We start from the raw sequence: 12,167 nt of genomic DNA, 5'->3' as shown, positions 1-12,167 counted from the left end.
CCGACGGGTCGATGCGACCGTAATCGCGCTCGTCGCCGCAGGCAGAAGCGGTGTCGGACGGCGGATTCGGGCGCGCCACGGACGGCGCGGGTCCGACGCTGTGTAATCCTGGGGAAATGACCTCCCCCCGGCCGCCGCGCAGCACGGGCCGCGTGCCGGTGTTACGCGACGAGTGGCGAGAGCCGCTGCGGGCGCTGCGTGACCCGCTCGCGCGGGAGGCCGGGCGGGCGCGGGCCGACCGTGAGCGGCCGCGACAATGGCGCAAACAAACCTGGCTGGGGCGGTTCGTCTCCACCTATGGGTGGCGCGCGTACGCCCTGCCCGTCCTGGTGGTGCTCACCGCGGTGGTCATGTATCAGACGGTGACCGGTACCGGCGCGCCGAAGCCGACGGCCAGCCAGCCCATCCAGAGTCCGCCGGCGATCGGCGCGGTGGGCACGACGATCATCGACGCCCCGCCGCGTGGGCTCGCCGCGTTCGACGCCAACCTGCCGGCCGGGACCCTGCCCGACGGCGGCCCGTTCACCGAAGCGGGCGACAAGACGTGGCACGTCGTGCCGGGCGCCACGCCACAGATCGGCCAGGGCACCGCAAAGGTGTTCAGGTACACCGTCGAAGTGGAGAACGGCATCGACCCGACCATGTTCGGCGGCGACGACGCCTTCGCCCAGATGGTCGACCAGACGCTGGGCAACCCGAAGGGTTGGACGCACAACCCGCAGTTCGCGTTCATCCGGATCGACAACGGCAAACCCGATTTTCGGATCTCGTTGGTGTCGCCCGTGACGGTGCGCGAGGGGTGCGGTTACGAGTTCCGGCTCGAAACCTCTTGCTACAACCCGGTTTTCGGCGCCAACCGCGAGGCGCGGGTGTTCATCAACGAGGCCCGCTGGATCCGGGGAGCCGTGCCGTTCGAGGGGGACGTCGGGTCCTACCGCCAGTACGTGATCAACCACGAGGTCGGCCACGCCATCGGTTACCTGCATCACGAGCCGTGTGAGCAGCAGGGCGCCTTGGCCCCGGTGATGATGCAGCAGACGTTCTCCACGTCGAACAACGACGCCGCCCAGTTCGACCCCGACGTCGTCAAGGCCGACGGGAAGATCTGCCGGTTCAATCCCTGGCCGTACCCGATCGCATAGCCCGCCGCCGATGCCCGCCGCGCAGGTGGCGTGAGGAGAAGGCGGGCGATCGGCCTTGTCCCCTCCGATGCGCGTTGCCGCTCTGTCGGCGGGCTGCTGTGATGGGGGTAGACGCTTTCCGCTTGGCCAACCGAGGAGATGTTCGCAGTGTCAACGCCGCTGCCGCCTTTGGTGGCGCCCGCAGCTCACCTCAGTGGCGACGAGGTGGCCCGCTACAGCCGTCACCTGATCATTCCTGGCTTGGGCATCGAAGGGCAGAAGCGGCTCAAGAACGCCCGGGTGCTGGTGATCGGCGCGGGCGGGCTCGGTGCGCCGACGTTGCTCTACCTGGCGGCGGCCGGCGTGGGCACGATCGGCATCGTCGATTTCGATGTGGTCGACGAATCGAACCTGCATCGTCAGATCATTCACGGGGTGGCCGACGTCGGACGGTCCAAGACCCAGTCGGCGCGCGAGTCCATCGCCGCCATCAACCCGCTCGTCAACGTGCGACTGCACGAATTCCGCCTGGACTCGACCAACGCGGTCGAGCTGTTCGGCTCCTACGACCTGATCGTGGACGGCACCGACAACTTCGCGACCCGGTATCTGGTCAACGACGCCGCGGTGCTGGCGAAGAAGCCCTACGTGTGGGGGTCGATCTACCGCTTCGAGGGTCAGGTCTCGGTGTGCTGGGAGGACGCGCCGGACGGACGCGGACTGAACTATCGCGACCTCTACCCCGAGCCCCCGCCGGCCGGGTCCGTCCCCTCCTGCACCGAGGGCGGGGTGCTGGGCATCGTCTGCGCCTCCATCGCCTCGGTGATGAGCACCGAAGTGATCAAACTCATCACCGGGATCGGCGACTCTCTGCTGGGCCGGTTGATGATCTATGACGCGCTGGACATGACGTACCGCACCATCGCGATCCGCCGCGACCCGTCGGACGCGTCCCGGCCGAAGATCACCGAGCTCGTCGACTACGAGCGGTTGTGCGGTGTCGCGCCCGAGTCCCCGGCCCGCGCCGACGGGCCGACCATCACCCCGCAAGAGTTGCGCGACTGGCTGGATTCCGGCAGGAAGCTGGCCCTGATCGACGTGCGCGAGCCGGTGGAGTTCGACATCGTGCACATCGAAGGGGCCCAGCTCATTCCGCAGTCGTCGATCAATTCCGGTGAGGGTCTGGCAAAGCTGCCGCGGGACCGCCTACCGGTGCTGTACTGCAAAACGGGGGTGCGCTCGGCCCAGGCGCTGGCGGTGCTGCGCGAGGCCGGATTCGCCGATGCGGTGCATTTGCAGGGCGGGATCGTGGCATGGGCGCAGCAGATGCAACCCGACATGGTCATGTACTGACCTGTATGGCCTGTTGGACTCGTTAGAGTACCGGTGTGACAGTCGAGCCACCGCCGGATCATGTGCTGTCGGCGTTCGGCTTGGCCGCCGTGAAACCCGTCTACTTGGGTGCCAGTTGGGAGGGCGGCTTCCGGTGCGGCGAAGTGGTGTTGTCGCTGGTGGCCGACAACGCGCGCGCGGCCTGGTCCGCCCGGGTCCGCGAAACCCTGTTCGTCGACGGCGTCCGGCTGGCCCGGCCGGTTCGTTCCACCGACGGGCGCTACGTCGTTTCCGGGTGGCGGGCGGACACCTTCGTGGCCGGGGCGCCGGAGCCCCGCCATGACGAAGTCGTCTCCGCCGCGGTGCGCCTGCACGAGGCGACGGGCAAACTGGACCGCCCCCGCTTTCTGACCCAGGGGCCCGCCGCGCCGTGGGGCGACGTCGACATCTTCATCGCCGCCGACCGTGCGGCCTGGGAGGAACGGCCGTTGGCCTCGGTGCCCCCGGGTGCGAGGGTGGCCCCGCCGATGGCGGACGCCGAGCGCTCGGTGGAGCTGATCAACCAACTCGCCACCTTGCGCAAGCCGACCAAGAGCCCCAACCAGCTGGTCCACGGAGACCTTTACGGCACAGTGCTTTTCGTCGGCACCGCCGCACCGGGAATAACCGACATCACCCCGTACTGGCGGCCCGCCTCGTGGGCGGCCGGCGTGGTTGTCATCGACGCGCTGTCTTGGGGAGAGGCCGACGACGGCCTGATCGAGCGTTGGAACGCCCTGCCGGAGTGGCCGCAGATGTTGTTGCGGGCGTTGATGTTTCGCCTCGCGGTCCACGCGCTGCACCCGCGGTCCACCGCCGAGGCGTTCCCCGGCCTGGCGCGCACCGCGGCGCTGGTCCGGCTGGTGCTCTAGCGCCCGTCCGGAAACTTGTGGCGAACCTCGTGCAGCGCGATTCTGCCGTCGGTCGCCAGCACGCCTTCGGCGCGCAGCAATTCCAGCTGCCGGGTCGTCAGGTGGCGTGCGGGGCGCCCGGAGGCGGTGATCACCCGGTGCCAGGGCAGGTCCGAGGAATCCGTCCGCATGACCCAGCCGACGATGCGGGGGCTGGAAAGGCCTGCGACAGTGGCGATGTCGCCGTAAGTGACGACCCGCCCGGACGGGATGGCGGCGACCAGTGCACGCACCCGCTCGACCTGTTCGTCGGTCACCGGCGCCACGCTCAGCGCGCTTCCAACAGCTCGCGGGTCAGCGCCGCGACTTCGTCGGGCTTGGCGTAGGGCACCATGTGGTTGCAGTCGAAATCCAGCAGCCGGAAATCCGATCCCAACCGCTGGGCCAAGCCGTCGATCAGTTCGTCGGTGACATAGGGCGGGGTGGTCCGCTTGGCTCGCACCAGGACGGTCGGCGTCTTCGCCGGCGGCAGCACGGCCTCGCGGGCCAGCTCGCTCCAGTACGACATCATCGCCGGCAGGCTGACCCGCCAGCCGTAGCGCCCGCCGGGCAGCGTGATCAGATGCTCGTCGATCTCGACGTCGAGCAGGTTGGGTTCCACGTCAGACCAGGAGCCGTGCACCTTTTCCATGCGCGCTTGCGCGGCGTTCGGATAGTCGGGCGAGGACAGCATCCCCTCGGCGATCTCGCGCATCCAGCCGCCGTCCAGCCCGACCGCCGGATCGAGCAGCAGCAGCCCCGCCACCCGATCCGGGCGGACGGCGGCCAGGTGCATCGCCAGCCCACCGCCGAACGAGTGGCCCACGACCACCACGGGCGTGTCGGGCTGCTCGTCGAGCACCGCGGCCAGCGCCGCGACGTTGGCGTCGATGGTCCACGGCGCGGCCCACGACGACCGGCCGTGGCCGACCAGATCCGGTGCGGCCATGCCGATCCCGGGCAGAAAGCCGGACAGATGCCGCCAGCGCTGGCCGTGGCCGGTCAACCCGTGCAACGCCAGAGCCTGTGCTGGACCGGACGGGCCGTAGCGGTGCACATGCAACTTTGCGGTCACGCGTCGATGGTGCCAGCCGCCACTATCGAAGGCGGCGGGCGGTCCTCACCGGTCGTCATCCCGATCGTCCTCGGTGGAGACGATGTAGGCCTGCTCGATCACATCGGCCTCGTTGGCTTCCCGGTCCCCGGCGGCCACGTAGTCGATGTCCAGACCGGTCTCGTCGTCGGAATCCGCGGGCCGCAGTTGTTCCACCGCATCGCCCTCCGGCGCCTCGTCGATGGGAAAGCCGCGTTCGTCGTCGTGCATGGTCTTCAACCCCTCCTTCCGGTCTTGGTCGCTCGCGCTCCAGGGTAGGTGCCGGCCGGGTACGCTGAACCGCTCGATCTTCCTCGATTACCCAACGGGAGCGCTCATGGGCAGAATCAGGCGCGGCTGGGCGCTGTCGAAGCAGAGCTGGGAGGTCCTGAAGAAGGACCGCTCGCTCGTCTTCTTCCCGATCTTGTCCACCCTTTTCGCCACCCTGGCCACGATCGCGATCTGGGCGCCGACGTTGCTGGTGCGCGGGGTGTTCCAGGGTCATCAGGTGGACAACCAGGATCCCGTCTACTACATCGCGGGCGCGGCGACGGCATACGCGTCCACGTTCATCGCCATCTTCTTCAATGTGGCGCTGGCCGCCTGCGTGGTGCGCTCGATGCGTGGCGAGGACACCAGGGTCGCCGAGGGCGTCAGCGCGGCGGCGCGCCGGCTCGTTCCGATCCTGGGGTGGACGCTGGTGGCGACGACGGTCGGGCTGGTCCTCAAGGCGGTCGAGGAGCGCCTACCGAATTTGGGCAAGCTCGTCGCGGACCTGGTCGGCGCGGCGTGGGCCGTCGCAACGTTTTTCGTCGTACCGGCGATAGCGCTCGAAGGGACCGGGCCATTTCGGTCACTGCGGCGCTCGGTGGACACCATCAAGGCGCGCTGGGGCGAGAGCGCGGCCGGGGCGGCCACCATCGGGGTGCTGACGTTCCTGGTCGCCCTGGTCGTCGTGATTGGCGGCGTGGTGGGTGGCATCGCGCTGATCGCGGCTCGTCTCGCGCCGCTCGGCCTCGCCGTGCTTGCCGCTACATTCATGTGCGCCGTTGTGATCTCGTTCGTCTCGAGCGCGCTCAGCCAGATCTTTCGGGTCGCGGTGTACCAATACGCGGTCACCGGCGAGACGGTCGGCGGATTCGACCCCCGGCTGCTGCAGGCCGCGTTCGTCGCGCGCTAGCGGACCTGTCGGACCCTCGTGATGTCATGCCGTCATGGCCTACACGTGGGATGCCGAAGCGCGCACCGTCTTAGACTCCGGCGCGCGCGGCCTGCTGCGAATTCTCGGTGGGCCCGGCACCGGCAAGAGCAGCCTGCTGATCGACGCCGCAGTCGCCCAGATCGACGCTGGTGTCCCACCGGAATCTGTTCTGCTGCTTACGGGTTCGGGCCGGATCGGGATGGCCGCGCGCAGCGCGTTGACGACGGCGCTGCTGCGCTCGCGGGCCGGCAACCGTGGCAGGGCCGCCGTCAGCGAGCCGCTGGTGCGGACCGTGCACGGGTATGCGTACGCGGTCTTGCGGCGCGCCGCCGAACGCGCCGGCGAGGCGCCCCCGCGGCTGGTCACCAGCGCCGAGCAGGACGCCATCATCCGGGAATTGCTGGCCGGAGACCTCGAGGATGGGGAGCGTGCCGCGACGGCGTGGCCGGCCCAGCTGCGACCCGCGCTGAGCACCGCCGGCTTTGCGGCCGAGCTTCGAAACCTGTTGGCCCGCTGCGCCGAACGCGGCGTGGATCCCCATGAGCTGGAGCGGCTGGGCCGTCGTTGCCGGCGGCCGGAATGGAGCGCCGCAGGCCAGTTCGCGCGCCAGTACGAGCAGGTCATGCTGCTGCGCGCGGCGGTGGGCACCGCCGCGCCGGAGGCGACCACACCAGCGCTGGGTGCCGCCGAATTGGTCGGCGCCGCACTGGAAGCGTTCGCCGTCGATCCCGAATTGTTGTCGGCCGAACGTGGCCGGATCCGCGTGTTGCTGGTCGACGACGCCCAACAACTCGACCCGCAGGCCGCGCGCCTGGTTCGGGTGCTCGGCGCGGGCGCCGAATTGGTGCTGATCGCCGGGGATCCTAATCAGGCGGTGTTCGGCTTCCGGGGCGGCGAACCCGCGGGGTTGCTCGGCGGCGACGCACCATCGGTGACGCTGACGGCGTCGCACCGCTGCGCTCCCGCCGTGGCGCGCGCGGTCAGCGGTATCGCCGGCCGGTTGCCCGGCGGCAGCAGCGGCCGGCGGATCGACGGCGCCGGTGCGGGGGAGGGATCCGTCACGGTGCGTCTGGCCGCGTCGGCACATGCCGAGGCGGCAACCATCGCCGACGCGCTGCGGCGCGCACACCTGATCGACGGCGTGCCCTGGTCGCAGATGGCGGTCATCGTCCGATCGGTGCCGCGGGCCGGCGCGCGACTGCCGCGTGCGCTGGCCGCCGCCGGGGTGCCGGTGGCCGCACCCGCGGTGCCGGGCCCGTTGTCCGAGGAGCCGGCCGCGCGGGCACTGCTCACAGTGCTGCTGGCCACCGCCGACGGCCTCGACGGCCAGCAGGCGCTGGCGTTGCTGACCGGCCCCATCGGTCGTGTCGATCCGGTGTCGATGCGCCGGCTGCGCCGAACACTGCAGCGCGTCAATCCCATTCGCCCCCCGGGAGATTTCGCCGACCTGTTGGTCGAGGCGCTGTCCGCTGAGGCGACGCCGCCGGGGCCGCAATTCGCCCCGCTGCGCAAGGTCCGCGCGGTGCTGGACGCGGCGGCGCGCTCGCACCGCGCCGGTGACGACCCCCGCTACACCCTGTGGGCCGCCTGGCACCGGTCCGGGCTGCAGCGCCGCTGGCTGTCGGTGAGCGAGCGCGGCGGCCCCGCCGCGGCGCAGGCCACCCGAAACCTCGAGTCGGTGACCGCGTTGTTCGAGGTCACCGACGACTATGTGTCGCGCACCTCGGGTGCGTCGTTGCGCGGTCTGGTCGAGCACATCGCCGCACTGGCGCTGCCGAGCAGCACCCCCGAGCCGATCACCCCGGCCGAGCAGGTCAGGGTGCTCAGCGCGCACGCCGCGCTGGGCCACGAATGGGATTTCGTGGTCATCGCCGGATTGCAGGATGGCTTGTGGCCCAACACCGTTCCGCGTGGCGGCGTGCTGGCGACCCAGCGGCTGCTGGACGTGCTGGACGGGGTCGGCGCTGACGCCTCGGTGCGGGCGCCGCTGCTGGCCGAGGAGCGCCGGCTGCTGGTGGCGGCGATGGGCCGGTCCCGATGCCGGCTCCTGGTGACGGCCGTCGACAGCGACACCGGCGGGGCCGGTCTGGAGGCGGCGCTGCCGTCGGTGTTCTTCACCGAGATCGCGCAATGGGCCGACGACGAAGCCGATAGCGCCGGCGTGCCACCGGTTTCGGCGCCGCGGGTGTTGTCCGCGGCCGCGGTGGTGGGCCGGCTGCGCGGCGTCGTGTGTGCGCCCGAAGGGGCGGTCGACGAGCGCACCCGCGACTGCGCGGCAACCCAATTGGCCCGGCTGGCCAAAGCCGGCGTGCCCGGCGCCGACCCGGCCGGTTGGCACGGTTTGGCCCCGATCAGCACCAGCGAACCGCTGCGCGACGGCGGCGACGTGGTCACCTTGACGCCCTCGACCCTGCAGACGCTCAATGACTGCCCGCTGCGCTGGCTCGCCGAGCGGCACGGCGGATCAGACCCGCGCGACGTGCGCTCGGCGATCGGGTCGGTGATGCACGCCCTGATCGCCGAACCGAACAAGAGCGAATCGGAATTGCTGGCCGAGCTGGACCGCACCTGGAAGCATTTGCCCATTGCCGCACAATGGCATTCGGCCAACGAGCTGGCTCGGCACCGCGCCATGCTGGAGGCGTTCATCGAGTGGCGGGCCCAGACCAGGGGCGCACTGACCGAGATCGGCGTCGAGGTCGAGATCGACGGGACCGTGGCGACCGAAGACGGCGGCGAGGTGCGGCTGCGTGGCCGGGTCGACCGGCTGGTGCGCGATGCCGCCGGGCGGCTGGTGATCGTCGACATCAAAACCGGCAAGACACCGGTCAGCAAGGACGATGCGCAACAACACGCCCAGTTGGCGATGTATCAGCTGGCGGTGGCCGAGGGACTGGTCGGCAACGGTACCGACAATGCCGAGCCCGGGGGCGCGCGGCTGGTGTACCTCGGCAAGACCGGAGCGTCCGGAGTGGCCGAACGAGAACAGGATCCGCTGACCACCGCCGCCGGAGAGGAATGGCGCGGGATCATCGCGCGTGCGGCCGGCGCGACGTCCGGCCCGCAGTTCATCGCACGCCGCAACGACGGCTGCACGCACTGCCCCATCCGGCCTAACTGCCCGGCCCACGCCGACGGGTCCCAGCAGTGACCCCGCCGCGCTACAGCCCCGCCGAATTGGCCGGCGCGTTAGGGCTTTTCCCGCCCACCGCCGAGCAGGCTGCCGTCATCGCCGCGCCGCCGGGGCCGCTCGTGGTCATTGCCGGGGCCGGCGCCGGCAAAACCGAGACCATGGCCGCGCGGGTGGTGTGGCTGGTCGCCAACGGTTACGCCGCACCCGGTCAGGTGCTCGGATTGACGTTTACCCGCAAGGCCGCCGGCCAGCTGCTGCGCCGCGTCCGGTCCCGGCTGGCCCGGCTGGCCGGTGTCGGCCTGGACGCGCCGAGCGCCGCCGGCGATTCGGCCGTCGACAACGGTGCCGCGCCGACGGTCAGCACCTACCACGCCTTCGCGGGTTCGTTGCTGCGTGACTACGGGCTGCTGCTGCCCGTCGAACCGGACACCCGGCTGCTCGGCGAAACCGAGTTGTGGCAGCTGGCTTTCGACGTGGTGAACACGTACCCCGGGGAACTGCGGACCGACAAGACGCCAGCGGCCGTCACCTCGATGGTGCTGCGGCTGTGGGGACAACTGAACGAACACCTGGTGGACACCGGCCAGCTGCGCGACACCCACGTGGAGCTGGAGCGGCTCATCCACTCACTGCCCGCCGGTCCCTACCAACGGGACCGCGGCCCCAGCCAATGGCTGCTGCGGCTGCTGGCCACCCAGACCGAGCGCACCGAACTGGTGCCACTGCTCGACGCGCTCAACGACCGCATGCGCGCCACCAAGGCGATGGACTTCGGGATGCAGATGGCCTCGGCGGCCAGGCTGGCGGCGACGTTCCCACAGGTCGGCGAGGAGCTGCGTAACCGCTACCGGGTCGTACTGCTCGACGAGTATCAGGACACCGGCCACGCCCAACGCATCGCTCTCTCAGCACTATTCGGCGGCGGGGTAGACGACGGGCTGGCGCTCACCGCCGTCGGCGACCCGATTCAGTCGATCTACGGTTGGCGTGGCGCTTCGGCGACCAACCTGCCGCGGTTCACCACCGACTTTCCCCGATCCGACGGCACCCCCGCGCCGATGTGCGAGTTGCGCACCAGCTGGCGCAATCCGCCGCGGACCCTGCGGGTGGCCAACGCCGTCTCGGCGGAGGCGCGCCGGCGATCGGTGGCCGTGCACGCGCTGCGCCCGCGCCCGGATGCCCCGCCCGGCACCGTCCGCTGCGCATTGCTGCCCGACGTGACGGCCGAGCGGGAGTGGATCGCCGACCATCTCGACGCCCAGTACCGGCGGGCCCGCGAGGACGGCCTCGGGCCGCCGACGGCCGCGGTGTTGGTGCGCCGCAACGCCGATGCCGCGCCCATCGCCGACGCCTTGCGCGCCCGCGGCATCCCCGTCGAGGTCGTCGGGCTGGCCGGGCTGCTGGCCATCCCTGAGGTCGCCGAGCTGGTGGCCATGCTGCGACTGGTCGCCGATCCGACGGCCGGCGCGGCGGCGATGCGGGTGCTCACCGGGTCACGCTGGCGCCTCGGTGCCCGCGACCTCGCGGCGCTGTGGCAGCGCGCGCGTGCGCTTGGCGGGGCCGCGCCGGAAGCGTCCTCACCCGAGTCGATCGCGCGGGCGGCAGACCCCGACGCCGATACCGTATGTCTGGCCGACGCGATCGCCGATCCCGGTGCGGCCGCGGCATATTCGACTTCGGGCTATCAGCGCATCACCGCGCTGGCCGCCGAACTGAGTGCCCTGCGTGCCCACCTGGGCCACCCGTTGCCCGATCTGGTGGCCGAGGTGCGCCGTGTGCTGGGCATTGACTGCGAAGCCCGGGCCGCGGCGGGGGTCGGCGCCGGCTGGGCCGGCACCGAGCACCTGGATGCGTTCGCCGACGTCGTCGCCGGCTACGCCGAACGCACCGACCCCGCGATCGGGCCGGCGGACGGGTTTGGGTCCACGTCGGTGGCCGGCCTGCTGGCCTTCCTGGACGTCGCCGAGGCGGTCGAGAACGGTTTGGCACCAGCGCCATTGACAGTCGCGCACGACCGCGTCCAAGTGCTCACCGTGCACTCCGCGAAGGGGCTGGAATGGCAGGTCGTCGCGGTGGCCCACCTGTCCGGCGGCACTTTCCCGTCGACGGCGTCGAAGAGCACCTGGCTCACCGACGCCGCGGAACTGCCGCCACTGCTGCGCGGTGATCGCGCGGCCGCGGGGACGCTGGGCATACCGGTAATGGACACCTCGGACGTCACCAACCGAAAGCAGCTGTCGGACAAGATCTCCGAGCACCGCCGCCAGCTCGAGCAGCGGCGCGTCGACGAGGAGCGGCGCCTGTTGTACGTCGCCGTCACCCGCGCCGAGAACACCCTGCTGGTGTCCGGCCACCAGTGGGGGGCCACCGGCATCAAGCCGCGCGGGCCGTCGGATTTCCTCTGCGAGATCAAGGCCGTGATCGACGATTCGGCCGCGGCCGGCGACCCGTGTGGAACGGTGGAGCATTGGGCACCCACACCCGCTGACGGTGAACGAAACCCGCTACGCGACAACGTCATCGAAGCGGTATGGCCGCCTGACCCGCTGGCGCGCCGGCGCGACGGCGTCGAGCGCGGCGCCGCGCGGGTGAGACAGGCGCTGCTGGCCGACACGACCGAGGAGGGCGTCGATGTGGATGGCTGGGCCGCCGACGTCGACGCACTGTTGGCCGAGCGTGCCCGGTCGGCGCGGCCGGCACCCCGGCCCCTGCCCAGCCAGTTGTCGGTCAGCTCCCTGGTCGGGCTGGCGCGTGATCCGGCGGGCACCGCGCAGCGGTTGGCGCATCGGTTGCCGTCTCGGCCAGAGCCGCATGCGTTGTTGGGCAATGCCTTTCACGCATGGGTTCAGAAATTCTATGGCGCCGAATGTCTGTTCGAGTTGGGCGATCTGCCTGGCGCGGCGGATTCCGATGCCGGCGACGCCGCGGAATTGACCGCGCTGCAGGATGCGTTCAACGAATCACCCTGGGCCGCAAGGGTTCCCTTGGCCGTAGAGGTGCCGTTCGAAATGCCGATCGGTGACACACTGGTCCGCGGACGCATCGACGCCGTCTTCGCCGACCCCGACGGCGGCGCCACGGTGGTGGACTGGAAGACCGGTGAACCTCCGCGCGGGCAGGAAGCGAAGCGGCAGGCCGCCGTCCAGCTCGCCGTGTACCGCCAGGCCTGGGCGGCGCTGACCGGCGTCCCGGAATCCTCGGTGCGCGCCGCTTTTCACTACGTGCGTGCCCGCACCACCGTGATCCCCGAGGAACTGCCGAGCGACGCCGAGGTGGCGGGGTTGCTGAATGGATTCGACGGCGACCGTCGCGCCCAGGTGTGACGTGCGCCGCCCGAGTATTGGCGGAGCTGTGGCCG

At 70.7% G+C, this 12,167-nt stretch carries 9 protein-coding genes; 6 read left to right on the top strand and 3 right to left on the bottom strand.

What is annotated here, in order from left to right; all coding sequences use genetic code 11:
* Nucleotides 1–116: 116 nt before the first annotated feature.
* From A5753_RS12845 to A5753_RS12835, 3 genes are all read left to right on the top strand, one after another.
* Nucleotides 117–1,142, top strand: coding sequence for a DUF3152 domain-containing protein (locus tag A5753_RS12845; RefSeq protein ID WP_231990069.1), 1,026 nt, complete (start codon nucleotides 117–119; stop codon nucleotides 1,140–1,142).
* A gap of 147 nt (nucleotides 1,143–1,289) precedes the next feature.
* The gene (gene moeZ, locus A5753_RS12840) at nucleotides 1,290–2,474 is read left to right on the top strand and encodes an adenylyltransferase/sulfurtransferase MoeZ (RefSeq protein WP_156656080.1); all 1,185 of its coding nucleotides are present in this window, start codon (nucleotides 1,290–1,292) and stop codon (nucleotides 2,472–2,474) included.
* A 35-nt stretch (nucleotides 2,475–2,509) separates the two neighbouring features.
* Nucleotides 2,510–3,364 (top strand): TIGR02569 family protein, encoded by an 855-nt coding sequence (locus tag A5753_RS12835; protein WP_067128137.1) that lies wholly within the window; start codon nucleotides 2,510–2,512, stop codon nucleotides 3,362–3,364.
* Here the strand turns inward: A5753_RS12835 and A5753_RS12830 are convergent.
* Genes A5753_RS12830 through A5753_RS12820 form a run of 3 tightly spaced genes read right to left on the bottom strand, consistent with a single transcriptional unit; the run spans nucleotide 3,361 to nucleotide 4,706 of the window.
* Nucleotides 3,361–3,669, bottom strand: a complete 309-nt coding sequence (locus tag A5753_RS12830; protein ID WP_067128134.1) for an MGMT family protein — start codon at nucleotides 3,667–3,669, stop codon at nucleotides 3,361–3,363. The genes A5753_RS12835 and A5753_RS12830 overlap by 4 nt on opposite strands.
* A 2-nt stretch (nucleotides 3,670–3,671) precedes the next feature.
* A complete protein-coding gene (locus A5753_RS12825; protein WP_067128132.1) occupies nucleotides 3,672–4,457 on the bottom strand; it encodes an alpha/beta fold hydrolase in 786 nt (261 codons plus the stop codon).
* 45 nt (nucleotides 4,458–4,502) lie between these two features.
* Nucleotides 4,503–4,706: a hypothetical protein gene (locus A5753_RS12820; protein ID WP_067128472.1), complete on the bottom strand. Its 204-nt coding sequence runs from the start codon at nucleotides 4,704–4,706 to the stop codon at nucleotides 4,503–4,505.
* A gap of 106 nt (nucleotides 4,707–4,812) precedes the next feature.
* Here A5753_RS12820 and A5753_RS12815 point away from each other — a divergent pair, with 106 nt between their 5' ends.
* The 3 genes from A5753_RS12815 to A5753_RS12805 are packed head-to-tail and all read left to right on the top strand — an operon-like array spanning nucleotide 4,813 to nucleotide 12,132.
* Nucleotides 4,813–5,655, top strand: a complete 843-nt coding sequence (locus A5753_RS12815) for a DUF6159 family protein (RefSeq protein ID WP_067128129.1) — start codon at nucleotides 4,813–4,815, stop codon at nucleotides 5,653–5,655.
* Nucleotides 5,656–5,689: 34 nt separating this feature from the next.
* Nucleotides 5,690–8,827 carry an ATP-dependent DNA helicase gene (locus tag A5753_RS12810; RefSeq protein ID WP_067128126.1) on the top strand — a complete coding sequence of 1,046 codons (3,138 nt, stop codon included), beginning with the start codon at nucleotides 5,690–5,692 and terminating at the stop codon, nucleotides 8,825–8,827.
* Nucleotides 8,824–12,132 (top strand): ATP-dependent DNA helicase, encoded by a 3,309-nt coding sequence (locus tag A5753_RS12805; protein WP_067128123.1) that lies wholly within the window; start codon nucleotides 8,824–8,826, stop codon nucleotides 12,130–12,132. Before A5753_RS12810 ends, A5753_RS12805 begins: the two co-directional genes overlap by 4 nt.
* The last annotated feature ends 35 nt before the right edge of the window (nucleotides 12,133–12,167 follow it).

Source organism: Mycobacterium sp. 852002-51971_SCH5477799-a (assembly GCF_001667145.1).
Lineage (GTDB): Bacteria > Actinomycetota > Actinomycetes > Mycobacteriales > Mycobacteriaceae > Mycobacterium.
Note: the sequence above shows the minus strand (reverse complement) of the source record. Positions and strands in the feature narration are given on the sequence as shown.